This window comes from Aliihoeflea sp. PC F10.4, assembly GCF_054612275.1.
Genome location: NZ_JBTSWH010000001.1, coordinates 3,178,394 through 3,203,136 on the forward strand (window position 1 = coordinate 3,178,394; position 24,743 = coordinate 3,203,136).

29 protein-coding genes are annotated in these 24,743 nt (G+C 62.5%); 9 read left to right on the top strand and 20 right to left on the bottom strand.

Going from position 1 to position 24,743, the window contains the following annotated elements:
- Positions 1–49 precede the first annotated feature (49 nt).
- The 6 genes from ACX82Z_RS15900 to ACX82Z_RS15925 form a co-directional block, all read right to left on the bottom strand.
- Positions 50–1,756 carry an alpha/beta hydrolase gene (locus tag ACX82Z_RS15900; RefSeq protein ID WP_459590053.1) on the bottom strand — a complete coding sequence of 569 codons (1,707 nt, stop codon included), beginning with the start codon at positions 1,754–1,756 and terminating at the stop codon, positions 50–52.
- A gap of 50 nt (positions 1,757–1,806) precedes the next feature.
- Positions 1,807–3,000 carry an OpgC family protein gene (locus tag ACX82Z_RS15905; RefSeq protein WP_459590054.1) on the bottom strand — a complete coding sequence of 398 codons (1,194 nt, stop codon included), beginning with the start codon at positions 2,998–3,000 and terminating at the stop codon, positions 1,807–1,809.
- Between the two features lie 129 nt (positions 3,001–3,129).
- Positions 3,130–4,719, bottom strand: a complete 1,590-nt coding sequence (locus tag ACX82Z_RS15910; protein ID WP_459590055.1) for a peptide chain release factor 3 — start codon at positions 4,717–4,719, stop codon at positions 3,130–3,132.
- 53 nt (positions 4,720–4,772) lie between these two features.
- A complete protein-coding gene (locus ACX82Z_RS15915; protein WP_459590056.1) occupies positions 4,773–5,669 on the bottom strand; it encodes a ribokinase in 897 nt (298 codons plus the stop codon).
- A gap of 79 nt (positions 5,670–5,748) precedes the next feature.
- Positions 5,749–6,630, bottom strand: coding sequence for a methylated-DNA--[protein]-cysteine S-methyltransferase (locus tag ACX82Z_RS15920; protein ID WP_459590057.1), 882 nt, complete (start codon positions 6,628–6,630; stop codon positions 5,749–5,751).
- A gap of 78 nt (positions 6,631–6,708) precedes the next feature.
- Positions 6,709–7,194 carry a DUF2244 domain-containing protein gene (locus ACX82Z_RS15925; protein ID WP_459590058.1) on the bottom strand — a complete coding sequence of 162 codons (486 nt, stop codon included), beginning with the start codon at positions 7,192–7,194 and terminating at the stop codon, positions 6,709–6,711.
- 22 nt (positions 7,195–7,216) lie between these two features.
- Between ACX82Z_RS15925 and nth the strand changes: the two genes are divergently transcribed.
- Complete coding sequence (gene nth, locus ACX82Z_RS15930; RefSeq protein WP_459590059.1) at positions 7,217–8,014, top strand: endonuclease III; 798 nt, start codon at positions 7,217–7,219, stop codon at positions 8,012–8,014.
- On the opposite strand, the gene ACX82Z_RS15935 is transcribed toward nth, so the two are convergent.
- The 3 genes from ACX82Z_RS15935 to ACX82Z_RS15945 form a co-directional block, all read right to left on the bottom strand.
- A complete protein-coding gene (locus tag ACX82Z_RS15935) occupies positions 8,015–9,073 on the bottom strand; it encodes a GGDEF domain-containing protein (protein WP_459590060.1) in 1,059 nt (352 codons plus the stop codon).
- A 253-nt stretch (positions 9,074–9,326) separates the two neighbouring features.
- Positions 9,327–9,788 carry a CYTH domain-containing protein gene (locus ACX82Z_RS15940; protein ID WP_459590061.1) on the bottom strand — a complete coding sequence of 154 codons (462 nt, stop codon included), beginning with the start codon at positions 9,786–9,788 and terminating at the stop codon, positions 9,327–9,329.
- 197 nt (positions 9,789–9,985) lie between these two features.
- Positions 9,986–10,495, bottom strand: coding sequence for a YciE/YciF ferroxidase family protein (locus tag ACX82Z_RS15945; protein WP_459590062.1), 510 nt, complete (start codon positions 10,493–10,495; stop codon positions 9,986–9,988).
- Positions 10,496–10,809: 314 nt separating this feature from the next.
- Here ACX82Z_RS15945 and ACX82Z_RS15950 point away from each other — a divergent pair, with 314 nt between their 5' ends.
- Positions 10,810–10,950: a hypothetical protein gene (locus ACX82Z_RS15950; RefSeq protein ID WP_459590063.1), complete on the top strand. Its 141-nt coding sequence runs from the start codon at positions 10,810–10,812 to the stop codon at positions 10,948–10,950.
- 84 nt (positions 10,951–11,034) lie between these two features.
- On the opposite strand, the gene ACX82Z_RS15955 is transcribed toward ACX82Z_RS15950, so the two are convergent.
- The 3 genes from ACX82Z_RS15955 to ACX82Z_RS15965 form a co-directional block, all read right to left on the bottom strand.
- A complete protein-coding gene (locus ACX82Z_RS15955; RefSeq protein WP_459590064.1) occupies positions 11,035–11,598 on the bottom strand; it encodes a type 1 glutamine amidotransferase domain-containing protein in 564 nt (187 codons plus the stop codon).
- A gap of 107 nt (positions 11,599–11,705) precedes the next feature.
- On the bottom strand, positions 11,706–12,170 hold the full coding sequence (dut, locus tag ACX82Z_RS15960) for a dUTP diphosphatase (RefSeq protein WP_459590065.1): 465 nt from the start codon (positions 12,168–12,170) through the stop codon (positions 11,706–11,708).
- A 41-nt stretch (positions 12,171–12,211) separates the two neighbouring features.
- Positions 12,212–12,682 (bottom strand): Lrp/AsnC family transcriptional regulator, encoded by a 471-nt coding sequence (locus tag ACX82Z_RS15965; protein WP_459590066.1) that lies wholly within the window; start codon positions 12,680–12,682, stop codon positions 12,212–12,214.
- A gap of 74 nt (positions 12,683–12,756) precedes the next feature.
- Between ACX82Z_RS15965 and ACX82Z_RS15970 the strand changes: the two genes are divergently transcribed.
- The 3 genes from ACX82Z_RS15970 (at position 12,757) to ACX82Z_RS15980 (ending at position 14,303) form a co-directional block, all read left to right on the top strand.
- Positions 12,757–12,990, top strand: a complete 234-nt coding sequence (locus ACX82Z_RS15970) for a DUF6356 family protein (protein ID WP_459590067.1) — start codon at positions 12,757–12,759, stop codon at positions 12,988–12,990.
- A 68-nt stretch (positions 12,991–13,058) separates the two neighbouring features.
- Positions 13,059–13,688, top strand: coding sequence for a uracil phosphoribosyltransferase (upp, locus tag ACX82Z_RS15975; RefSeq protein ID WP_459590068.1), 630 nt, complete (start codon positions 13,059–13,061; stop codon positions 13,686–13,688).
- Between the two features lie 96 nt (positions 13,689–13,784).
- Positions 13,785–14,303 carry a TIGR02281 family clan AA aspartic protease gene (locus tag ACX82Z_RS15980; RefSeq protein WP_459590069.1) on the top strand — a complete coding sequence of 173 codons (519 nt, stop codon included), beginning with the start codon at positions 13,785–13,787 and terminating at the stop codon, positions 14,301–14,303.
- Here the strand turns inward: ACX82Z_RS15980 and deoA are convergent, their stop codons facing one another.
- From deoA to ACX82Z_RS16010, 6 genes are read right to left on the bottom strand one after another with little or no spacing between them, the layout of a single operon-like run.
- Entirely contained in the window at positions 14,304–15,632 is a 1,329-nt protein-coding gene (gene deoA / locus ACX82Z_RS15985; RefSeq protein ID WP_459590070.1) for a thymidine phosphorylase, read from the bottom strand.
- Positions 15,632–16,438, bottom strand: a complete 807-nt coding sequence (locus tag ACX82Z_RS15990; RefSeq protein WP_459590071.1) for a purine-nucleoside phosphorylase — start codon at positions 16,436–16,438, stop codon at positions 15,632–15,634. Before ACX82Z_RS15990 ends, deoA begins: the two co-directional genes overlap by 1 nt.
- Positions 16,435–16,827 carry a cytidine deaminase gene (gene cdd / locus ACX82Z_RS15995; RefSeq protein WP_459590072.1) on the bottom strand — a complete coding sequence of 131 codons (393 nt, stop codon included), beginning with the start codon at positions 16,825–16,827 and terminating at the stop codon, positions 16,435–16,437. Before cdd ends, ACX82Z_RS15990 begins: the two co-directional genes overlap by 4 nt.
- Positions 16,827–17,801 carry an ABC transporter permease gene (locus ACX82Z_RS16000; protein WP_459590074.1) on the bottom strand — a complete coding sequence of 325 codons (975 nt, stop codon included), beginning with the start codon at positions 17,799–17,801 and terminating at the stop codon, positions 16,827–16,829. Before ACX82Z_RS16000 ends, cdd begins: the two co-directional genes overlap by 1 nt.
- Before the next feature lies 1 nt (position 17,802).
- Entirely contained in the window at positions 17,803–18,942 is a 1,140-nt protein-coding gene (locus ACX82Z_RS16005) for an ABC transporter permease (protein ID WP_459590075.1), read from the bottom strand.
- Positions 18,939–20,471, bottom strand: coding sequence for an ABC transporter ATP-binding protein (locus tag ACX82Z_RS16010; RefSeq protein WP_459590076.1), 1,533 nt, complete (start codon positions 20,469–20,471; stop codon positions 18,939–18,941). Before ACX82Z_RS16010 ends, ACX82Z_RS16005 begins: the two co-directional genes overlap by 4 nt.
- Before the next feature lie 113 nt (positions 20,472–20,584).
- Between ACX82Z_RS16010 and ACX82Z_RS16015 the strand changes: the two genes are divergently transcribed.
- A complete protein-coding gene (locus ACX82Z_RS16015) occupies positions 20,585–21,010 on the top strand; it encodes an acyl-CoA thioesterase (RefSeq protein ID WP_459590077.1) in 426 nt (141 codons plus the stop codon).
- Positions 21,007–21,210 carry a SlyX family protein gene (locus ACX82Z_RS16020; protein ID WP_459590078.1) on the top strand — a complete coding sequence of 68 codons (204 nt, stop codon included), beginning with the start codon at positions 21,007–21,009 and terminating at the stop codon, positions 21,208–21,210. The genes ACX82Z_RS16015 and ACX82Z_RS16020 overlap by 4 nt, the downstream gene beginning before the upstream one ends.
- A gap of 52 nt (positions 21,211–21,262) precedes the next feature.
- Here the strand turns inward: ACX82Z_RS16020 and ACX82Z_RS16025 are convergent, their stop codons facing one another.
- The gene (locus ACX82Z_RS16025; RefSeq protein ID WP_459590079.1) at positions 21,263–22,054 is read right to left on the bottom strand and encodes a DUF4394 domain-containing protein; all 792 of its coding nucleotides are present in this window, start codon (positions 22,052–22,054) and stop codon (positions 21,263–21,265) included.
- A 191-nt stretch (positions 22,055–22,245) separates the two neighbouring features.
- Here ACX82Z_RS16025 and ACX82Z_RS16030 point away from each other — a divergent pair, with 191 nt between their 5' ends.
- Entirely contained in the window at positions 22,246–22,791 is a 546-nt protein-coding gene (locus ACX82Z_RS16030; protein WP_459590080.1) for a sigma-70 family RNA polymerase sigma factor, read from the top strand.
- A complete protein-coding gene (locus tag ACX82Z_RS16035; RefSeq protein ID WP_459590081.1) occupies positions 22,788–23,558 on the top strand; it encodes an anti-sigma factor in 771 nt (256 codons plus the stop codon). The genes ACX82Z_RS16030 and ACX82Z_RS16035 overlap by 4 nt, the downstream gene beginning before the upstream one ends.
- On the opposite strand, the gene ACX82Z_RS16040 is transcribed toward ACX82Z_RS16035, so the two are convergent.
- Complete coding sequence (locus tag ACX82Z_RS16040) at positions 23,527–24,708, bottom strand: MFS transporter (protein WP_459590082.1); 1,182 nt, start codon at positions 24,706–24,708, stop codon at positions 23,527–23,529. The genes ACX82Z_RS16035 and ACX82Z_RS16040 overlap by 32 nt on opposite strands.
- Positions 24,709–24,743: the final 35 nt, after the last annotated feature.

Here is a 24,743-nt window from a genome sequence, read left to right on the forward strand (position 1 = left end):
GTTGGAGGAAATATGAGAAGCGGACCCGCCTACGGCAAGGATAGATTTTTTAATCCGCGCCTTCCGGACGCGGGCGATCGGCGAAATGATCCTTCAATCGCGCAATATCGTTCTCCTGCCATCCTTGCGGGTCGGTCAGCGATATCCAGGCGTCGATATAATCTTCGGGCGCATAGACATGACCGAAACCGATCGGCGTTGTCGTCGCCAGCGCCATGTCGAGCCCGAGCTGCAAAAGCGTGACGACCGGCGTCCAGCGCAAGGAGGCTGAAACATCGGGCGCGCGCTCGCCGCTCATCCAGTCCGGCTCGCGATAGATGGAGGATGGCTGGAAGAAGGTCACCGGGTCACTGCCATATTGCAGATAGACGATGCGCATCGGCCCCCACGGGGCAAAGCCGTCATTCAGGTGGTCGGCCTGATTGGTGAAGCGAATGACCGAGCCATCTCCGAAACGCGGCAGCCAGGCCGGTGATCCGGGCTGGCGATCGTCGATCGCGCGCCGCCACTTGGGCGTCGAATAGGGCGGGCCGCTCCAAAGCGCGCCTTGAAACGGGTCTCCTACGATGTCGAAAAGATCGACGGAGAGGTCGGAATTCAGCGCGCCAAGGCTGAGGCCATGCAAATAAAGGCGCGGGCGCGTCTCGGCAGGCAGCGAACTCAAGTAGCGATAGACTTCCGAAAAGATCGCACGCGCCGTCTCCGCGCCGTATCCCGGCTCGATCAAAAGCGAAAGCCAACTCGTAAGATACGAATATTGCACAGCGACCGACGCGACGTCGCCATCGTGGAGATATTCGATCGTGTCCATCGCTGCCGGATCAATCCAGCCCGTGCCGGTCGGCGTGACGAGGACGACAATTTCGCGCTCGAAAGCGCCGACGCGGATCATCTCGTCCAGCGCCAGCCGCGCGCGCTGCGTATGTTCCTCGGCAGAATTCAGCCCGACATAAATGCGTAGCGGCTCACGCGCCGGCCGCTCGGTGAAGTCGGCGATCTGCGCGGCGGTCGGACCTTGCCCGACAAAGCGACGCCCCATGCGCCCCAGTTCATCCCAGGCGACGAGCGAGGCTTCGCTGCCCGTCTTCAAAGGATCGGCGGGACGAGCGACATCGGGCTGGATCAGAGCATCGAGCTGGCGGAACGACGTGTCCGCAGCGCGAAGGCCGTAGCGAAAGACGACACCGTCGACGATAGACCAGAAGAGTATGCCCGCAACGATCACACCGAGCACATTGGCGATGCGCGGCGGGATATGGCGCTTCATACGGCCGGACGAGACCGTGCGTATGAGCGCGAAAAACCGGGCGATCATGAGGATCACGATGAAGACCGCGAACGCAATCCCACCAACCTCGATCGGACGGCCCGTTTCCACCGGCTCCAGCCCCATCGGCAGGCGGATCGAATTCTGCCACTCCGACGCCTTCCACAGGAAGATCGCAACGACGACGCCGCAGATCGTTGCGGCCGACCATGTCGTCAGCCGTTCCACGCCACGGGAAAAAGGCGGCAGCCCCATATAGAACCACAGCCAGCGCAGGAAGACACCGATGCCGTACCCGGCCGCGAAGGAGCAGCCCGAGAGCAGGCCCTGCAACTGATAGGAGCGCGGCAGGAGGCTCGGCGTCAGCGAAAAGGCGAACAGCAGCGTGCCGATCAGCACACCAACGGAGCAGAAGGACCGCCCCATCCGCATCAGCCTTTCAGAAACGACCCTCTGCACGTTTTCGCCTCGACCCGATCTTTCGGGCATTCTTGCCATCTATGGACACGGTTCGTCCAGTCGGGATGATAGCGAAGACGTCAGCGCGCGAACCAGCCCAGCAACATGCCCTCGCCAACGAAGCGCTCGCGCTCGCGCCAGATCGCCGGCAAGGCAAGCAACGCGATCGACACAAGCGCGATGGCCGTCTTCGACAGTTGCGAGAGTTCCGGCGTACGCTGATCGACATAATAGACCGCGTAGACGATCACGACATGCCAGACATACACGTGCAGCGAATGGCGGCCGAGAAGCTGCAGGAAGCGCAGCGTGAAAACCCAGTTGAACACATTTCCAACTGCGCGAACGGCGCGATTTTCGTGCGCGGGGGCCGCAACGACGAGCCAGGCGACGCCATAGGCGACGGCAAGAAAGTTGACCAGATAGACCGGGCCGAAATCCGCACGGATTTCCATCGTGGCGAACTTGCCGAGCATGACATCGGGCATCAGGCCCCATGCGGTAGCGATACGCAGCGGCACGAAGAAGATGACGAAGGCAAGCGCCGCCTTCGGGAGCAGCCGGCGCTTCGGCGACAGCCAGTAGTCCCAGTCGATCTTGTCCTGCGCGGTCAAGGTGCCCAGCACGATGGCTGAAAAGAAGATGACCTGCCAGCCGAGCATGTTGAAGGAAACGCGCACGCCCTGATCGTCCGTGCCCATGAAAAGCTGGTTGAGCGGTTCCGTGACGATCTGCTGCAAGCCGAGCTGGGCCGCCATCCACGCAATGAAGGAGGCGATCAGAACCGTCGCCCACTTGCCCTGTATCACCAGCCAGATGACCAGCGGCGCGATCAGCATGTAGACCGTGTATTGCGGCAGGATATCCATGAAGGTGGGTTGGAAGACGAATGTCGCGATGGCGAGAAGACGCGTCGGATCGGCGAAGCTGGAGTCGCCCAGCCAGTTCCACCAAGCTTCATAGCCGCCGGGCAGCATCATGCGGGCCAGAAGAACGGCAATGACCAGCCCCATCGCATAGCGATAGAGTTCGAAGGCGCGCGAATAGACCTTCTTCGACCCTTCCCAGCGGCCGTATTTCAGCATCTTGCGGGCATAGACCAGCCCGATCAGCAGACCGGACAGGAAGACGAAACCCTGCGCGTCTTCCACGAAAGCCAACTGACGGTGATTGATCTCGACGAGCCAATAGCCGCCGACAAAAACCAGATGATTTATGAGCATAAAAACGAGGAAATAGCCTCGCATTCCATCAATGATGTCGAGACGTCTCACTCGGTAACTCACTCACATTGCACAGGGTTTCGGTTCAGCCGAAATCCCCCGGCTGCGACAGGCTGCAAACTACAGCATATCGCCAACGCAAAACGTCACGAATGGTTGCCTAAGGTAATTTGAAGCGTGTCAGGCCGCCTTGTCGCGGACCTGATAATCTTTCACTGCCGCGAAGGTGATGGCTTTCCAGCGATCGGCCTCGTAGTTCAGCCCGAACTCGTGCGGGGCGAGGAAGACCGGATCGCCGTCGAGATCGCGCGCGATGTCGCCCTTATGGGCATCCATGAAGCGCTGAAGCTCCGCCTTGTCCGCCGTGATCCAGCGGCAGACGGTAAAGCGCGCCATCTCGAAATCGACCGGCAACTGGTATTCGGCCGACAGGCGCTCCTTCAACACGTCGAGTTGGAGCGCGCCGACGACGCCGACCATGGCGGGCGAGCCATCCTCAGGCAGGAACAGCTGGACGACGCCCTCCTCGGCCATCTGCTGCAACGCCTCTTTCAGCTTCTTCGCCTTCATCGGATCGCCCAGACGCACGCGGCGCAGGATTTCCGGTGCGAAGTTCGGCACACCGCGGAACAGAATTTCCTCGCCTTCCGTCAGCGTATCGCCGATGCGAAGCGTGCCGTGGTTCGGGATGCCGACCACGTCGCCCGCGAACGCCTCGTCGGCGGTGATGCGGCTCTTGGCGAAGAAGAATTGCGGGGCCGACAGGCTCATCTGCTTGCCCGTGCGCACGAGCTTGGCCTTCATGCCGCGCTCCAGCGTGCCCGAGCACACGCGCACGAAGGCGATGCGGTCGCGGTGGTTCGGGTCCATGTTCGCCTGTATCTTGAAGACGAAGGACGTCATCTTCGGCTCCGTAGCATCGACGCGGCGCGAATCCGCCTCCTGCGCGCGCGGCTGAGGTGCCCATGCACCCAGCGCCTCGATCAGATCGCGCACGCCGAAATTGCGCAGCGCCGAACCAAAGAAGACCGGCGTCAGATGGCCTTCGCGAAACGCCTTTTCATCGAACGGGCGGCAGGCCTCGCGAGCAAGATCGAGTTCCTCGATGAAGGCTTCGCGCTCGTTCTCCGGCAGTTTGCCGGCAACACGATTGGAATCAGGTCCGTTGACCTTTGCCCATTCGAGGTCGCCATCGCCATGGCGCACGGCGTTTTCCGCAAGGTGGTAGGTGCCGGCAAAGTTCTTGCCGCTGCCGATCGGCCAGGTGATCGGCGCGGTGTCGAGCGCCAGCTTTTCCTCGATCTCGTCGAGAATTTCGAACGTGTCGCGCGCCTCACGGTCCATCTTGTTGACGAAGGTGACGATCGGGATGTCGCGCAGGCGGCAGACCTCGAACAGCTTCAACGTTCGCGGCTCGATGCCCTTGGCCGCGTCGATGACCATGACGGCGCTGTCGACGGCCGAAAGCGTGCGGTAGGTGTCGTCCGCGAAATCCTCGTGGCCGGGCGTGTCGAGGAGGTTGAAGACGTGATCGCCATATTCGAACGTCATCACCGAGGTGACGACCGAAATGCCGCGTTCGCGCTCGATCTTCATCCAGTCCGAGCGGGTCTGGATCTTGTCCTTCTTTGCCTTGACCTCACCGGCAAGCTGGATCGCGCCACCGAAAAGCAGCAGCTTTTCCGTCAGCGTCGTCTTGCCGGCGTCGGGGTGCGCGATGATCGCAAAGGTGCGGCGGCGGGCGACCGCCTCTTCGATTTTCTCGGCCATGTCAGGAATCTCGTTCGGTTGGCCGCGCTTCTAGCAAGACAGCGGGAAAAGCGCTAGTCCAACGCTTCGTCCACGTCCTTTCCATGCGGGATCGACGGCTGCGCACCGGGCTTCAGACAGGCGAGCGAACCGGCGACCGCAGCGCGGCGCAACGCGTCCTCCAGCTTCACTCCGTCGGCGAGCGCGGCTGCGAGATAGCCGCAGAACGTGTCGCCCGCGCCGACCGTGTCGACCGGCTCGATCTTCAAGCCGTTCGCCCGCAGCATGCCGCCCTGTACCGCCGCGACCACGCCTTCGGCGCCGAGCGTGACGATGATCGTGGAGCCGGTCTCGTCCGCCATCTTGCGCATGGCCGCCTCACGGTCGACGCCTTCAAGGCCATTCAATTTCGCATAGGCGTCGAACTCGTATTCATTCGCGACGACGTAATCGGCCATACGCAGGAAACCGGCCGCCTCCTCGCGAAACGGCGCGGTGTTGAGGATTGAGATCGCCCCGACCGCTTTCGCCTCCTTCAGCGCCGCCTCGACCGTGCGCATGGGGATTTCGTGCTGGAGCAGAAGGTGATCGCCCTTTTCCAGATGAACGTTCTTGACGTCGCCCGGCACCAGCGTGCCGTTGGCTCCCGGAACCACGGCGATCATGTTCTCACCGTCGCCGCCGACGAGGATCGTCGCCGTGCCGGTCGTTGCGTGAGATTCGCGAACACCCGAAAGGTCCACGCGCCCTTCGCGCAGGCACTCCAGCGCTTCTTTCGCAAACGGGTCGTCGCCGACCGCGCCGACCAGATGCACCTCTGCGCCCGCGCGTCTTGCGGCCAGCGCCTGATTGGCGCCCTTGCCGCCCGGTGTCGTCTTGAAGCTCGTGCCGGGCACCGTCTCACCCGGCTTCGGCAATGTGGCGACATTCGCCACGAGGTCGAGATTGATCGAACCCAACACCATAATCATGAAATCGCCATGCCCTTGAACGCGTCCCTTATCGTTCAAAGGCTCTAGCGGCTTCCCGGTTCCATGGCAGCAAAAATCGTTACGCCGCCGGCTGCTGCCCCGCCTCCCAGCCGAGGATCGCGCGCTTGCGCGTCAGGCCCCAGTGGTAGCCGGTCAGTGCGCCGGATTTTCCAAGGGCGCGATGGCACGGCACGACGAAGGAGACCGGATTGGCCCCGATTGCAGCACCCACCGCACGGCTCGCCTTCGGATTGCCGATCTCGCCGGCGATCTGCGAATAGGTCTTTGCCCTGTTCATCGGGATTTTGAGCAGCGCATCCCAGACGCGGACCTGAAAATCAGTACCGATCAGCACGACGTGCAAGGGCTCATCCGCGTGCCAGCGGGCTGGATCGAAGATGCGCGCGGCGTATGGGGCGGTCGCGGCCATGTCCTCGACGAAATCGGCGTTCGGCCAGCGGCCCGACATGTCAGCGAAGGCTTCCTGCTCCTGCCCGGCATCGTTGAACGAAAGGCCCGCCAGCCCCCGATCCGTCACCATGATCAGCGCCACGCCGAAGGGCGAGATGTGCCAGCCATAGCGGATCGTCAGCCCCGCGCCGCGTGTCTTGTAGTCGCCCGGCGACATCGCCTCATGCGTGACGAACAAATCGTGCAGGCGTCCCGGGCCGGACATGCCGACCTCATGGGAGGCATCGAGCAGCGGCAGCCCTTCGTCGAGCAGCCTGCGGGCATGATTGAGCGTGACGGCCTGCAAAAAGGCTTTCGGCGACAGGCCGGCCCAACGGGTGAAGAGCTTCTGCAGCCCGAGCGGCGTCTCGCCGACATCGGCGGCAAGTTCCTCCAGCGAGGGCTGGTCGCGATAGTCGAGGCTGATCTTCTCGATGGCCCGACGCACGATCTCGTAGTCGGAGCCTTCGGGCGTAATGTCCTTTTGAAGGACGGCGGTGTGAGCGTTCATCGCAATCATCTCCTGATCGCACCGAATATCGCGCCGCTGGCTCGCCTTCGCCACCCGATTCTTGACAAGTTCTGTCGTTCACCGCCCCTTCGCGGTCGCCAGTGCTTGGCCGAACGCCGTTGCGAAGCTTTCGCGGTCCTTCGGATTGAGAAACGATCCGATCGTCACGCGTCGTCCCTCGCCCTCCACCGCCATGTCGGTGATGCCGATTTCGTCGTGGCGCGCGATGCGAAACCGCGTCCAGAACGGATTGAAGGAATGCGCCTCGGTGCGGCCGGACGGTGCGATCTTGCGGATATCGAGCCGGGTGCGCGACACGGCCACCTCCTCGCGCTGACGGCCTGCCCGGTAGCTGGCGCGGAAAGCCAGCCATACGAGCAGGATGTCTAGGCCGAAAAAGCCGAAAACCGGCCACGCCCCCATCGACAAAAACAGCCCGCCCATAAAAATCCAGATGCCGACCAGAACGCCCATAAGGATGATGAAGCCCTGCCGCCCAAGCGAACGATAGGGCGTCAGGAGCGCGCGGAAAATCGGCTCGTCATGAGCGTTTGTCTCGGCCATGCGCCCATTCTATAGAGGCGGGATGGAGAAGCCAAAGCCCAAAAGTGCCGCAACGTCGTCCGCCAGCAAGGCAAAGACATCAAATCTGCGCGACAGGCCGAAACGCGCCGCGACGAAGCCGGCAAGGCGCACGCGCTACAGCCGTGCGGAGATAGCCGAGATCTTTCGCCGCTTCCATGTCCAGCGTCCGGAGCCGCAAGGCGAACTGGAACATGTGAATGCGTTCACGCTGCTCGTCGCGGTGGTCCTTTCGGCGCAGGCGACCGATGCCGGCGTCAACAAGGCGACGCGGCCGCTTTTCAAGATCGCCGATACGCCGCAAAAGATGCTGGCGCTCGGCGTGGATAAGGTCGGCGATACCATCAAGACGATCGGCCTGTGGCGTAACAAGGCGAAGAACGTCATCGCGCTTTGCGAGGCGCTTATTCGCGACTATGGCGGTGAAGTTCCGGGCAACCGCGACGATCTCGTCAAACTGCCGGGCGTCGGCCGGAAGACCGCGAACGTCGTTCTCAACATGGCGTTCGGCCAGCCGACCATGGCGGTCGACACGCACATCCTTCGCATCGGCAACCGGATCGGCCTTGCGCCGGGCAAGACGCCCGACGAGGTCGAGGACATTCTGGTGCGCGTCATTCCGGACGAATATATGCGCCATGCCCATCACTGGCTGATCCTGCATGGGCGCTATGTCTGCAAGGCGCGCAAACCCGACTGCCCGGCCTGCGTCATCGCGGACATCTGCAAGTCGGCCGAAAAGACGACCGACATTCCCGCCCCGCTCGTGCCCATCGAACCCTTGCAAGAGGCTTCGGCCTGATCAATCGCCGCTGTAAAGCTTCCAACTCTTGGTGAATGTGCCGTCCTGCATGGCGGAATGGGCCGTTACCTTGTTGCGGCCGGCGGTCTTGGACGCGTAGAGCGCGCGGTCGGCCTTGCGATAGAGTTCGTCCGGTCCCTTGGCCTCGGAGGCCATGCACACGCCGAAGGAGAGCGTGACCGGGCCGTAATCCGTCCCGGTACCAGCGTTGACGAACGGCGTTTGCTCGATGGCGAGGCGGATCTCTTCGGCCAATTCGACGACCGATCTTTCGCTCAAGCCGGTGACGATCAGCCCGAACTCCTCGCCGCCCGTCCTTGCAGCAAACACGTTCGAGGTCATCGACGCTTTGAGGATGGACGCGACGATCTGCAAGATGCGATCGCCGATCGGGTGGCCGTGCTTGTCATTGACCAGCTTGAAGCGGTCGATATCGGCCAGCACCAGAGCGCCGAACATGGTATCGCGCCTGTCCGCGTAAACCGCCTCCATGGACCGGTCGAATGCGCGCCGATTGGCCAGCCCCGTCAAGGCGTCCGTCTCGGACAGCTTCTTGTACTCCTCAAGCTCGGCTTTCACCGCCTCGAGTTCGTGCGACTTGTCCTGCATGGTCGAGGAAACGCGGCGCGTGGAATCCAAAGCCGTGCTGGTCGCGCTCGACATCACGGTCACAACGCGCTGCAGGAAATCGCGCGAAACCTCATCGCGCGCCCTCAGCCCCTGCGAGGTCGCGCCGAGGAATTCGCCATATTTTTCCCGCGAGTTCCGCTCGGATTTCAGGATATCGAGGATTTCGTCGAGCTTGACGCTCATGGTCTCGTGCGCACTTTCGATCATGCGCTCTTCGCGCCCGCGCCCCAGGCTCGTCTGCGCCATACGGTCGAAACTGTCCTGGCTCGGTGTCGACCCCAGTGCGGCGATCGCCTCCACGAGCGCGGGACTGGAACCGCTCAGCGCCTCGTAGATGACCTCGTAGTTCCGTGGCAGCGGCTCCAGTTCCATCTGATGAAGCCGCGCAAGAACATTCGCACCGAGATCGGCCACAAGCGGCTCGGACATTTCCGATAGCTTCATCTCGCCGCTAACCCCCAATGTGCACACCTTTCCGCCTTCTAGGCGCAAAATGGCGGCGCATCCCCCAATGCGCCCGAACTCAAAATACCTCTACGTAACTGAAATGTTAGTTAAGCGCAGCACCTGTCTTCGCAGCGCAGTTTCCATAGTTGCACTGCACAAAATAGACGTAAACTTGCGCTTACTGAAAGCCGCACAGGCCTTGCAAGTCAAGGATGCTGTTTGCGGTGCTCGCCGTTCAGTTTTTAGGCAGACCGTCCCGTACCAGAACAGCATTGTAGTAACGCGGATCACCCGTCACCTCACAGCCGAGCCAATCCGGCAAAGCCGCCGGCGAAAAGCCGGGCTCGATTTCGAGTTCTGCAAGGATGAGGCCTGTCAGACGTCCATGAAAGACGTCGATCTCGAAGACGACGCCTTCCCATGGCACCAGATGACGATCCTTGATCACTTCGCTTTCGACATGAGCGAGCATCGCCTCGGCATCCGGCACCGGGATCGCGTATTCATATTCCTCGCGCGTCAGCCCCGCGCCGCCGAACTTCGCAGTAATCCAGGCCTCGGGACCGGCAATCCGCACGCGTACGGAACGGTCTGGCGCTGCGGCGATATAGCCTTGCCGCATCGGCGTGACGGACGCGACATAGTCGCGCCATGCTTCGGATCGCAGCAGGAATTTTCGTTCGGTTTCGATAGCCATCAGCGTTGTTAAAAACCGGCGCATTCAATGACAAGACCCGGCGCCGATGACGCCGGGTCCGATAATTCCGCCCCCGCTATCCCGCTGACCGCCCGGGGCGAGGGAGAAGGTGATCTGCACGAGGCAGTGCCGCGACGGCCCAAGCATCCTATGCGGGATACCGGAAGCGGCGAAAGGGTTGCTGCCTGAGTCTAAAGCTATTCGGCGGCGGCTAGGTTGATGCCTCTGCCTTCGGCAAGTTCGGTCAGCTTCGCATCGGCCGCCTTTTCCTCAGCAAGGGTTTCCTTCAGAATTTCGGCGCAGTCGCTGCGACCGAGTTTTCCGGCCCATGCGATAAGCGTGCCGTACCGGGTCATTTCATAGTGCTCGACCGCCTGCGCCGCCGCGACGAGGGCTGCATCGAGAACCTGCTTGTCCGCTATGTCGCCGGCAATCTCGTCGGCTTCCTTCAAGATGCCGTCGATAGCGGGACAGGTAACGCCCTTGGCCTTCACGCCATAAAGATCGAACACGCGCTCCAGGCGGGCAACATGGCCCTCCGTCTCGCGCAAATGCGATTCGAAGCCCTGGCGAACCAACGGGCTGTCGGCCTTGTCGATCATTTTCGGCAGGTTTTTGAGAATCTGGTTTTCCGCGTAATAGATGTCACGCAGCGTGTGGACGAAGAGATCGTCCATGGTCTTGATGTCTTTCGAAAAGAGACCCATCATCCGGTCCTTTCACTCATTTCCGCAATGGCTGAATTGCCGATGCGCGATGGATGCCCAACGCCATCGCCGCAAGCGCGTTCCCACCGGCCGGATATCGTGAACGAAATGTTTCAGCGTCGGCCGCGTGTCATTTGAGCAACACGCGAACACAGACCGATGCCACGCACAAATGCGACATGAAAGCCGCGCATTTCCGCCATTCTTCGACGCAGACTGGCCGCATGGATTAATTTCCGATTCACCGGACATTCATCAAATTTCGGTAAATTGGGCCATATCGGCAAGGGACGCCGCCGTTCAGGATTTTGGTCATGCGTATCTGGGCTCGCATCAACGTCACCATCCGCGCAATGCGCGAATTTCTCATTCCGACCTATCGGCCGGAGCGGCATTACATGCGTGGTCCCGGACCCGCCTGCGCACGGCGCGGCGATCACATGGCTGCGCGCTGAATTTCGATAGATGCTCCAAAAAAGAAGCGGCGCGGCAGCCATTGAAGGCGCCAGCGCCGCTTGCCCGGCTGCGAGACTGATCCGCTACTCGGCAGCCGAACGCTGTGCCGAACCTCCCTCCACCGCCTCGATGATGGCGGCGCAGAAAGCGTCCAGATCTCCGGGATTACGGGACGTTATCAAATTGCCGTCGCGCACCATGGCTGTGTCTTCCCAGCGCGCCCCGGCATTGATCATGTCCGTCTTGATGGATTTGTACGATGTCGCCTTGCGATCCTTCACCAGCCCCGCCTCGATCAAAAGCCAAGGCGCATGGCAGATTGCGGCAAGCGGCTTGCCGGACTGGTCGAAATCCTTGACGAACGAGACGGCTTTTTCTTCTACGCGCAAAAGATCGGGATTGATCTGCCCGCCCGGCAGGACAAGCGCGTCGTAATCGGCTGGCGACACATCCGCCAAAATCTTGTCGACCGGAATGGCGCGGCCCCAATCGTCCTTGTCCCAACCCGTGATTTCGCCGGATTCGAGCGAAACGACTTCGACATTCGCGCCGGCTTCGTTGAGTTGCTTCAGCGGAACTTCAAGCTCCGATTGCTCAAAGCCATCGGTAGCGAGGATCATGATCTTCGATTGACCGATTGCCGGCATGGCGCGTCTCCTTCATCCGATTGGCGCATCCACAACGGACGCTGCTTCCAAACGTGAAGAGCCGGATTTGGTTCACCCGTCGCGCCGTGTATTCGACACGAATTGTTTCAAAGGCCAGTCGATCCGAAGCCGCCAGCAGAGCGCGCCGTCGCGCCCAAATGGGACCGTTCCTCAAGGCGCGCCTGAACCACAGGTGCGACGACAAGCTGGGCAACGCGCATACCGCGCGTAATCGCGAATTCCTCGTCGCCGAGGTTGGCGAGCAGGATTTTCACTTCGCCGCGATAGTCGCTGTCGATCGTCCCCGGCGTATTCAGGCAGGTGACGCCGTGCTTGAACGCCAGTCCCGAACGCGGGCGTACCTGCACCTCGTAGCCGGAGGGTATTTCGAAGACGAGACCCGTCGGCACCAGCGCACGCTTTCCGGGCAGCAAGATGAGTTCGCGATCGGCCGGCACGGCGGCGCGCACGTCCATTCCGGCGGCACCTTCGCTCTCATAGGATGGAAGGTCGATCTCTTCGCCGTGCGGCAGGCGCTGAAATCCGATGACAGGGGATTGGAGGCTGGTCATGCGCGCTTCTATTCCCCTTCAAAGCGTCGCCGTCAATCGCCTCAGCGCATCAATGGCGGCAATTGCAGCGTCTCCTTGATCTCCTCCATCACGAAGGAGGCGGAGACGTCCGACAGCGGCACCTTGGCGATCAGGCGCTGGTAAAGCCGGTCATAACCCTTCACGTCGGGCACCCGGGCACGCAGGACGTAATCGAGATCGCCAGACATGCGATAAACCCCCTGAATTTCGGGGATCGACGTGACGGCCTCGCGAAATTTCTTCAGCCAGTCCGGCTCATGATGCGAGGTGCGGATGAGGATGATGACCGACAGTCCGTAGCCGAGCTTTTCCGCATCGACCAAAGCGACACGGCCTCTGATGATCCCTTCCTCCTCCATCAGCTTCACGCGGCGCCAGCATGCATTGCGCGACAGGTATGTCACCTTCGCCAGTTCATCCATCGACAGGGATGCGTCCGCCTGAAGCGCGGCGATGATACGCCGATCTATCGTATCGATATCGTAGGCCATAATGGGATACTGTCCCAAAATCCACACGAATTCAATGACAGTTTGGGATATATCGCGCCTGTTTACAGGGCATCATGTACCGTCAATGGAGAACGGACATGATCGCACGCCTTTTCATCCACCATCCTCAGACTGTCGGCGAAACCTATTTCGGTCATATGGCGTTCGCGGCATGGTTCGCCTCGCGGCTTGCACTCGCGGCGGGCGCGGCACTGGTTCACGCCCTCCTGCCCTTCATGTTCGAGACGACCGCGAGCCGCATCGTGCGCGAGCTTTACGAGCGGACATCGAAGCGTTCGACGCACTGACCATTTGACTCCCGCGCATCAGGCGTTATGCGTCCTCGCATCATTCATTTGAAGCTCGGAGCCAGATCATGCAGGGCGTGACCGTCGTCGACCATCCGCTTGTCCAGCACAAGCTCACCATCATGCGCGACAAGGAAACGTCGACGGCGAGCTTTCGCCGACTCTTACGCGAAATCTCTCTGCTGCTCTGCTATGAGGTCACACGTGGGCTGGAACTGACCACCCGCACCATCGAAACTCCGATGCAGACGATGGAAGCGCCGACGCTGGAAGGCAAGAAGCTGGTCTTCGCCTCCGTGCTACGGGCCGGCAACGGTTTGCTCGACGGGATGCTCGACCTCGTGCCGGCTGCGCGCGTCGCCCATGTCGGCCTCTACCGCGACCACGAAACGCTCGAAGCCGTCGAATATTTCTTCAAGGCGCCCGGCGACCTCGGCGACCGTCTCGTCATCGTCGTCGACCCGATGCTGGCGACGGCAAATTCCGCGATCATGGCCGTCGACAAGCTCAAGGAGCGGGGCGCGACCAACCTCATATTCCTGTGCCTGCTCGCCGCACCCGAAGGCATAGACCGCTTCACCAAGGCGCATCCGGACGTTCCCGTCGTCACCGCCTCGATCGACGAGAAGCTCAACGAGAAGGGCTACATCGTTCCCGGCCTCGGAGATGCGGGCGACCGCATGTACGGCACCAAATAACGCCGCTTTAACGATGCTTCGCGAAAGGCCCGCGCGTTAAGCGCCGCATTGCGAAACGGGTGTAAAATCGCTTCCGGTTGCGGGTCGGAGGCGCTCATGCTGCGCACTGTCATTATCGGTGGAGCCATCATCGCAAGCGCGGCGCTTATCGTTCCGGGCCTGCTGGATGGCAAGGTCGAAAACGATGTCGCAGAGGCGCGGCAGGTTCCGAGCGTATCGTCGGTTTCGCTGGCGCAGCCATCGGGCCGCAGCGTTCTCATGGAGCCTGACGGGCGCGGCCATTTCATCGGAGAGTTCCGTCTCAACGGACGCACCAGCGAAGCCATGATCGACACAGGCGCGAGCGTCGTTGCGATCAACCGCTCCACGGCGCGGCGCATCGGCATCTCGCCCGCGAATTCCGAATTCGTTCATCCCGTCAACACGGCGAACGGAACCGTGCATGCCGCACCGGCCCGTATCGACCGGCTCGAAATCGGCGGCATCGTCGCGCGCGACGTTCAAGCGGTCGTCCTCGACGACGCGGCGTTGTCGGGAACGCTCATCGGCATGAGCTTCCTGAATAAACTTCGGCGCTATCAGGTCGAGAACGGACGTCTGCTTCTGCAGCAGTGATTAGCGCTTCAGCGCGATGCGTTCCGAGACCGTTTCAGGGACAGCCGGCTTTCGATCCGAAATGCGGATCGCCGCGCGCAAGGCGTTGGCAGCCGTCTCGGCCCCGAATTCGGTGCGGCCATGAACGAAGGCCAGCGGCTGATCCCTGTCCACTTTCAGGCCCAGCGGAACGATGCGCGTGATGCCGACCGAATGATCGATCCGGTCATCGGCATGGCGTCGCCCGCCGCCCAGTTCCACAACGGCAAGACCGATCGCGCGGGTGTCGATCCTGTCGATATAGCCTTCCGTCCCGGCGAGGACTGGCCGGACCAGCCGCGCGGGCGGCAGGTGCATTTCCATCTTTTCCAGAAAATCGGTCGGCCCGCCGAGTGCGGCGACCATTCTTGCGAAGCGGTCCGCCGCCTGTCCGCTGCCCAGCGCGTCCAGCGCGAGCGAGGTCGCTTCCTGCGTCGTCGCCGCGACGCACGACGACATCAGCATCTCCGCGGCAAGCGCCAGCGTCACCTCCTCAAGTCGCGTGTTGCGCGTGTCGCGCCCGTTACGCGTCAGGAAATGTACCGCCTCCGCGATTTCGACCGCGTTTCCCGCGCAGGCGGCAAGCGGCTCGTTCATGTCAGTGATCAGCGCCGTGGTCGGCAGGCCCGCGCCGTTGGCGACCTCGACGAGCCCTTGCGCCAGTTCGCGCGCCTTTTCGGGATCGTCCATGAAGGCGCCATTGCCGCTCTTGACGTCGAGCACCAGCGAACCGAGCCCGGCGGCCAGCTTCTTCGACAGGATCGAGGCGGTGATGAGGGCGGGCGCCTCGACCGTGGCCGTCACATCGCGAACCGCGTAAAAGCGTTTGTCGGCGGGGGCCAGATCGGCCGTCTGGCCGATGATCGCACAGCCTGCCTCGCGCACCGCCTGGCGAAAACGCGCTTCGTCCGGCTGGGTCCGGTAGCCGGGGATTGCATCCATCTTGTCGAGCGTGCCGCCGGTATGGCCAAGCCCCCGGCCGGAAATCATCGGCACATAGGCCCCGCAAGCCGCGACGATCGGAGCCAGCACCAGCGAGACATTGTCGCCGACGCCGCCGGTCGAGTGCTTGTCGGTGACGGGACCGGGCAGGTCCGACCAGTCGAGCACGCGGCCCGAATCGCGCATTGCGCGTGTCAGCGCCACCGTCTCGTCGCGGCTCATGCCGTTGAGGAAGACAGCCATGGCGAGCGCGGCGACCTGGCCTTCGGAGAACGTACCGTCCACCAGCCCGGCAACGAAGGCGCCGATTTCTTTCGCGTCAAGCGCCGCCCCGTCGCGCTTTCTCGCAATGATCTCCTGTGGGAGCATCAGCCGTTCAAAGCCTCGCCCGCGAACATCGCGCGGAAGATCGCGGCCAAACGCTTGCCGCCGAGCGGAGCCATGTCCTTGGTCTCCTGATGGGAAAGTTCGTCGCCCGTCATGCCGGCGGCGAGATTGGTGACGACCGAACACGCGGCGACGCGCAGCCCGAGAAAGCGAGCGAGAATGACTTCCGGCACGGTCGACATGCCGACGGCGTCCGCGCCGAAGGTACGCGCCATACGGATTTCGGCGGGCGTTTCGAAAGACGGGCCTGAAAACCACATATAGACACCCTTGTGGAGTTCGGTTCCGCTTTCATCGGCGGCGCGCTCGATCGCTGCGCGCAATCCGGCATCATAGGCTTCCGTCAGTCCGACGAAACGGCGATCCGTCTCTTCTCCGAACAGCGGATTGGTGCCGGAGAAATTGATGTGGTCGGTAATCAGCATCACCGATCCTGGCCCCATCTCGGAGCGCAACGAACCGGCGGCATTGGTGAGCAGAAGTTTCTCGATGCCGATGCCGGCGAGCGCTTCAAGCGCAGGGCGCATCGCTGCGGCGTTGCCGTGCTCGTAATAATGCGCGCGACCGGCGAGCATCAGCACGGGCCGTCCGGCGAAATCGCCCGCCACGATCTGCCCTGCATGGCCGGTGACGCCGCTTTGCGGAAAGCCCGGCAGATCGCCATAGGGGATGCGTACGGCGTTCTCGACCTCGTCGACAAGACCGCCCAAACCGGAGCCGAGAACGAGCGCGACCTTGGGCATGCGCCCTTCGAGGCGCTCGATCAGGCGAACCGTCGCATCGCTCATTTCAGCGTGTCTCCCTTGAATCCGAAGGGAAGGATGTCGCCCATCGTCACCGTTTCCACGAAGCCGTTCTGGTCGCACATATGCAGCTTCGTTTCGGGCGCAGTAAATTCAGCAAGACGCTGGCGGCAGCCGCCGCAGGGCGTGATGCGATCCATCTTCTCGGCGACCACGCAGATTTCCATGATCCGCCCGCCGCCGGCCATGACGTAATGGCCGAGCGCTGTCGTCTCGGCGCACCAGCCTTCCGGATAGGACGCGACCTCGATATTTGCGCCCGAAAAGACGCGCCCGTCTTCCGTCAGAAGCGCCGCGCCGACCGGAAATTTCGAATAGGGTGCATAAGCATGCGCCATCGCCTCGCGCGCGGCGCTGAACAAATCCTTCGACATCACCGTTCCTTCACATAAGGCACGCCGCCGGCGCGCGGCGGGATCGCCTTGCCGATGAAGCCTGCGAGCAGGATCACCGTCATCACATAAGGCAGCGCCTGCATGAGCTGCGTAGGCACAGGACCGATGACTGGAAGGGGCGAGCCCTGAAGGCGGATCGACACCGCATCGAGGAAGCCGAACAGCAGACACGCGAACATCGCCGGCACCGGCTTCCACTTGGCGAAGATGAGCGCCGCAAGCGCGATGAAGCCGCGCCCCGCCGTCATGTCCTTCACGAAGCCCGCACCGATCGCCATCGACAGATACGCACCCGCTAAGCCGCACAATATGCCGGTGCAGATCACCGCACGGTAGCGAAGCCACGTCACCGATATGCCGGCCGTATCGACCGCTGCCGGATTTTCGCCGACCGCACGCAGGCGCAGGCCGAAACGCGTGCGGAACAGGACCCACCATGTGAAGGCGACGGTGGCGAAGGCGAGATAGACGAGGATCGAGTGACCCGAGATCAGTTCGGCATAGATGTAGCCGACCACCGGGATGTCGCGGGCAGCTTCCGCAAACGGCAGCACGACGCCGGTAAAGCGCTGTTCGCCGCCGAGAGAGGGCGTGCGCCCACCCTGTGCGAACCATGCCTGTCCGAGGATCACGGTCGTGCCCGCCGCAATGAAGTTGATCGCCACGCCGGAGACGATCTGGTTGCCGCGATTGGTGATCGAGGCAAACCCGTGGACAAGCGCGAGGACGACCGAGACCAGGATAGCGAAGGACAGGCCCACCCAGGCCGAGCCGTAGACGGCAGCACCCGCAGCGCCCGCAAAGGCGGCGGCGAGCATCTTGCCTTCAAGACCGATGTCGAACACGCCCGCCCGCTCCGAGTAAAGGCCGGCGAGGCAGGCGAACATCAGCGGGATCGACAGGCGAATGGTCGAATCGAGGATCTGGACGGCGACGACGAAGGAATGCTCCATCTCAGGCTCCCTTCTGGCCGGCGGCCTCGCCAGCGCCCGCGCGCGGCGAAATCGACGCGAACAAGGCTTGAAGCGACGGGCGGAACATGTGTTCCAGAGCGCCGGCGAAAAGGATCACCAGACCCTGGATGATGATGATCATGTCGCGGCTGATCGACGGCATCATGAAGGCGATTTCCGCCCCGCCCTGATAGAGCACGCCGAAGAGGATCGCGGCGGGAATGATGCCGGCCGGGTGCGAGCGGCCCATCAGCGCGACCGCGATGCCGACGAAGCCCGCACCGGTCACGAAATCGAGCTGGAGCCGGCCTGAATCGCCCATCACCGGGTTGAGCGCCATCATGCCGGCAAGCGCGCCGGAAATCATCATGGTGACAAGGATGATGCGCGTCTCGCCGATGCCGGCATAGCGCGCGGCCTTCGGGCTGAAGCCCTGCGTGCGGATTTCATAGCCGAGCTTCGTGCGCCAGATCAGCACCCAGACGAGGAAGGCGGCAACGAGCGCCAGCAGGAAAGAAATGTTGAGCGGCGAGGAACGCACCGTCGCGCCGAACCAGTCGAAGACGAAATTGAGCTTGGGCAATTGCCCGCCCTCGGCGAAGTTGCGCGTCTGCGGCGACATGGATTGCGGCGGCTTCAGCACCGTGGTCAGGAGATAGACCATCAGGCTGGCGGCAATGAAATTGAACATGATCGTCGTGATGACGACATGGCTGCCACGTTTTGCCTGAAGATAAGCCGGAATGAAGGCCCAAAACGCGCCCATCAAGGCCGCGCCCAAAATGGCGAGCGGGAAATTCACCCACCACGGGAAAACACTGTCGAGCGACAGGACGACCAGCGCGACGCCGAGCCCGCCGACATAGGCCTGCCCCTCGCCGCCGATGTTGAAAAGCCCGCCATGGAAGGCGACCGCGACTGCGAGGCCGGTAAAGATGAAGCTCGTCGCGTAATAAAGCGTATAGGCGATATTTTGCCCCCGCCCGAACGCGCCCTCGATCAGATATTCGAACGCCTCGACCGGGCTTTCGCCTGCGATCATCACAACCAGCCCCGCCACCGCGAAGGCGACGATGACGTTGATCAGCGGGATCAGCCCGTAATCGGCCCAGCCGGGCAATTTCGCATAAGGTACGCTCATTCGGCGGCCTCCTTGCCGTCGATGCCGGCCATCAGGAGGCCGAGTTCGCCTTCGCTCGCTTCGCCTGAGCGTTCGCCGACGACCTTGCCGTCGAACATCACGAGGATGCGGTCCGAAAGCGAGCGGATTTCGTCGAGTTCGACCGAGACGAGCAGCACCGCCCTGCCCTGATCGCGCATGTCGATCAGACGGCGGTGGATGAATTCGATCGCGCCGACATCGACGCCGCGCGTCGGCTGGCCGATGACGAGGACGCCCGGGTCCTTCTCCAGTTCGCGCGCCAGAACGATCTTCTGCTGATTGCCGCCGGAAAAGTTCGCGGTCTTCAGGCGTTCGTTGCGCGGGCGAACGTCGTATTGCTCGATCTTCTTTTTCGCATCGGTCCGTATCGCGTCGATGTTCAGGAACGGACCATTCAGATATTCGGGCCGGTCGTGATAGCCGAGGATCGAGTTTTCATATTCCTCGAACGGCAGGACCAAACCGACATAGTGACGGTCTTCCGGCACATGGGCGAGGCCGCGGTCGCGCAGATCGCCCGGATCGGCGAGGCCGGTCACGTCGATCGGCTTTCCATCGAGCGTGACAGTGCCGGACATGGCCTGCCTGATACCGGAAATGGTCTCCAGAAGCTGCGACTGGCCGTTGCCCGCAACGCCCGCGATGCCGACGATCTCGCCGCCGCGTACGTCGAACGAAACGTCGTCGACGACCTTCACGCCGCGCGAATCCACCACCGTCAGATTGCGCACCGACAGCTTCACCTCGCCGGGCTGCATATCGCCCTTGTCGACGCGCAGCAGGACACGGCGACCGACCATCAGTTCGGCCAGTTCCTCGACGCTCACCTCGTCGGTCCTGCGGGTGTCGACGATCGTGCCCTGTCGCATGACCGAGACATTGTCTGTGATCGCCTTGATCTCTCGCAGCTTGTGCGTGATCAGAACGATGGTCTTTCCCTCGGAGCGAAGCTGATCGAGGATACGGAAGAGATGATCGGCCTCGGCCGGCGTCAGGACGCCCGTCGGTTCGTCGAGGATCAGCACATCCGCGCCGCGATAGAGCGCCTTCAGGATTTCCACACGCTGCTGGAGGCCGACCGGCAGATCCTCTACCACGGCGTCGGGATCGACATTGAGGCCGTATTCGGCTTCCAGGCGACGCAATTCGGAGCGCGCTTTTGAAATCGAAGACTTCAAAAGCGCCTCGCCTTCGGCGCCGAGGATGATGTTTTCCAGAACCGTGAAATTCTGAACCAGCATGAAATGCTGATGAACCATGCCGATGCCGAGCGCGATCGCGTCGTTCGATGAGGTGATCGCGACCTTCTTGCCGCCGACGCGGATTTCACCGGAATCGGCCTGATAGAAGCCGTAGAGGATCGACATCAAGGTGGATTTGCCCGCGCCGTTCTCGCCAACGATGCCGTGGATGGTGCCGGACTTGATGTTGAGGTCGATATCCTTGTTGGCACGAACGGAGCCGAAGCTCTTGTTGATGCCGACAAGTTCGATCGCCGATTCGGCCATGCAGGATTTCCGTCAGGACGCGTGGTCAAAAGTCGGAATTAGCATGTGCGCTTCGCACCTGCAAACGCGCATCCACCCTCGACAAGGCGCGGGCGTCTTGCCACTCTCGCGCCATGACAGGCTCCCCACGCACCGATTATCGCACCTTTTACACCATCACCACGCGCTGGATGGACAATGACATCTACGGGCACATGAACAATGTGGTCCACTATTCCCTGTTCGACACCGCCGTGAATGGCTGGCTGATCGAAAACGGCGTGCTCGATATCCGCAACGGCGAACAGATCGGCCTCGTGGTCGAGACGGGATGCCGATATTTCGCCGAAATGGCCTTTCCCGACACCGTCCATGCGGGTATCCGCGTGGCGAAGCTCGGCAACTCCTCGGTCCGCTACGAGGTGGGGCTGTTTCGTAACGAAGACGCGCAAGCCGCGGCGGAAGGCTTCTTCGTCCACGTCTATGTCGATGCGGCAACCCGCCGCCCTGCCCCGCTCAATGCCGCGCTGCGCGCGAAACTTGAAAGCATCGCATCATGATCGATCCCCGGCTCGTCCAGCTCGAAGTGCTCGCCGCCAATCAGGAGCGCACCATCGAGGAGCTTTCCGCGGAAGTCGCACGACAATGGCAGGTGATCGAGAAGATGCAAAAGAAGCTCGACGTTCTGACGCATCGGTTTCTCGCGCTCGAAGAGCAATCCGCTCCCGACGTGCCGATCACCAAGCCGCCGCATTACTGAACGCAAAAAGGCCGGGCGAACCCGGCCTTTTCCTTTCGCATCGCGTGGGCGATTACATCGCCGGCAGAACGGAGATGTCGCGGATGTCGCCGTCCGCGCCGGTGATCTCACCGACCATCTCGGTAGCGCCCGTTTCCAGATCAACCGTGTAAAGGCCGCCGGCTGCGACGAGCCATGCGGTGTTCTCACCACCTTCGGTCGCCTGGATGTCAAAGGCGTAGGTCGTCGCGCCGTCGATGCCCAGTTCGCCCAGCGTCGCCAGCGTGCCGTCGTTCGGCGCGGTCTGGCGCAGGAGCGCACCAAGGTCGGCGTCGATGTCGTACATCGCCGTGGCTTCGGGCGTACCGACGGAGTTGGTGTAGGCGGTCGCGACCACATTCGGCGTGGCATCAGCGTTCGCGTCACCGGCTTCGAAGTTCAGCGAACCGTCGACGGTCGTCTCGCCCGTGTCGGGGTGAACGCGCAGATTGGTGCCGTCCGAGCCCATGACGCGGATGCGGTCGGCGACCGGGTTGAAGTCGACCATGGAATCGACGCCGTCCGGCAGCATCTCGCTCATCGTCTCGCCAGCGGTCGCTGCACCCGATTCAAGGTCGATCGTGACGATGGTGCCATCGGCGGCGACGCCGTAGAGCATGTTGTCGGCCGGGCGCACGTCGATGCCGAGCAGGCGATCGACGCCTTCGACTTCTGCCGTGTTGGTGACTTCCGGCGCGTCCGTATCGAACCAGACGAGCGTCTTGTCGCCGACGAGACCGACGACGGGCGCGGCAGCAGCGGCCGACGCGAAGCCGAGCGTCGCGACGCTTGCGGCAAGGGCAATCTTGGTAAGACGAATGGACATTGAGTTTCTCCTCATGACGTTTCAAAAAGCGTTGGAGGGAGGCGCAGACCGTTCGGTTCCACGCAGGTCCTCAAAGGCGTTACCCGGCAGGTGAGCGTTTGGATGCAGGCACGGAAAGTTTTTTTGTCGCCCCCGCATCGGAACGGCTTACCGGCGTGTAAAGTGATCGAAATACCTTGGGAGAGTTCAGCTTGGATGCACGAACGGATGATTGCGACGGGCTGATGCGCCGTGTCGCCGGCGGGGACCGAAAGGCATTCGCAACGATGTTCGACCTCGAAGCAGGACGGCTGATCGGTATCGCCAACCGGATCGTGCGCCGGCGCGAGCTTGCCGAGGAAGTCGTGCAGGAAGCGTTCGTGACGGTCTGGAAAAAAGCGCCCGTTTACGATCACGAGCGCGGCGCGGCGCGCGCGTGGATGACGACGATCGTGCGGCATCGTGCGCTCAACATGATCCGCGATGGCAGCCGCCTCGACTTTCATGCCGCCGACGAGCTTACCGCGATCGGTGATCGTGCGGCCGACGCCGACAGCGCCTATGACGCGCTGCCGGAGAGCGAGGATTTGAAGCGCTGCCTCAGCCAGCTCGATCCTGAACGCCGACGCTCGATCGTGATGGCCTATGTCGTCGGCTTTTCGCATGGCGAGATCGCCGCGCATCTGGGCGCACCTGTCGGTACGGTGAAAGCGTGGATCAGGCGCGGCGTGGTGTCGCTCAAGGAGTGCCTGTCATGAGCCGCGAGGAACGCGAGATGCGCGCGGGCGACTATGTGCTCGGCCTGATGGACGACGCGGACCGCACCCGCGCCGAACGCGACCTGATCATCGACCCCGAGTTTCGCGATGCGGTCTGGTCGTTTGCCGGTCGGATGGAAAGCCTCGATGGCAACGCGACCGTCGAAGCGCCGGGCGATGCCCTTTGGCAAAAGGTCTCGGACGAAATCTCCGGCATAGAACAGATGACGCGGACACAGGCGGTACAGGACGATCTGGCTGCGGCCGGCGTTCCAATCCGGCAACCCGACCGTCACGGCCATCTCGGGCTCAAACGCCCGATGGCACGTCTTTTCACCGGTGCGCGCGGAACGGCGCTCGCCGCCAGCATCCTCGCCGCCTGCGGGTTCGGTTATGTCGTCGGGCAGGCATCCGTGACCGCACGCGACCCGGAGGTCGTCGTCGTGCTGTTGGGCGAGGACGATGTGCCCGGCGCACTCGTCGAGGCCTATGCCAATGACCGCGTGCGAATCGTGCCGCTCACGGATTTCGACGTGCCGGACGGCAAGGTGCTGGAAGTGTGGACACTCTACGACGAGGCCGTCGGTCCCGTTTCGCTCGGCACCATGGCGTCCGCCCGCGAGGCGATGCTGACCGGCCCGGACCTTCCGGAACCACAGCCGCAGCAGCTTTACGAAATCACGCTGGAGGACGCCCCGCGCTCTTCGGCAGGGCGGCCGCTCGGGCCGATCCTCGTCAAGGGGCTCGCCGTTTCGCCGCCGCGATAAGCGGAACCAAAACCGCCGCGCCGGCCAGCCCGGCAAGCGTCAGGAACCAGCCATAGCCGGTCCAGCCGCTGCGCTCGATGATGAAAGCGGCAAGCGGCGGGCTGGCCAGAGTTGCAAGGCCGCCCGCCTGACTGACAAGTCCGATCGCGGCCGGGACTGCCTCGGCGCGCGTCACCAGAAACGGGATGACGGCGAAAAGCACGGACGCGACGACACCGCTTGCGATCGCAACGAAAACCGCACCAATGCTTGCGGGCCAGGGTCCGCCGGACACGAACGCCACGAAGGCGGCAAGCGCCGTGACGGTGAAGGCGACGAGCGCCAGCGCGATCATGAACGCAACCCCGCGTCCCGCGACGAGAATGCCGGCGATGGCGTTTCCAAGTGGTGTCGCCAGCGCGACAAAAGCGGGCGCAAACAACAAGGTTCCCGGCACGGCGGCAAAGGTTGGCATGAAGGTGAAGAGCGCGACCGACTGAAGGACGAAGATGCCGAAGGCGATTGCGACGACGATTACGGCGAGACTGAAGACGCCGGATGCAACGCCGGCCGGGACGGCGGTTTCCTCCGGAACGCCCGACAGTCGGCGTAGCGCGAGGTTGGACCCCAGCGCCAGCACGGCGAACAGCAGCGTCACCGTCAGAAGATAGACATGCGCGCCGAAGGCGGGCACGACGAATGTGGCCAGAACATCTGAGACAGCATAGCCGAGCGGGACGAAGCCGCTCCATATGGCAAGCACCGGACCACGCCAATTAAGCGGCGAGATCACTGTCAGAAGCGACGGCAGGCCAATGCACAGGAGAACGTAGCCGGCCCCTTCCAGAAGCCGTGCGCCGAAGATCATGCCCGGTTCGCTTGCTGCCGCCAGTAGGAAGCCGCCCGGCACGATCAGCCCCGACGCGACGACGAAGGAACGATGCGGACCCATCCGGGCGATTGCGACCCCGACCGGAAGGGCTGCCAGCGCGACGAAGATGCCGATCAGCGCCGTGACCCACCCGGCTTCCACCAGCGTCATCCCGATCTCGTCGACATACCAGCCGATGAGCGGCGCGGTCTTGGCGAGTTGCGCGCCCGTGAAGACGCCTGTCACGAGCAGAAGCACGATCGTTGTCAGGCGCAGCGCTCTGTCGGACGTCGTTTTCAAAACGGCACCAGTCAAAACGAAACCGCCGGGCAAGG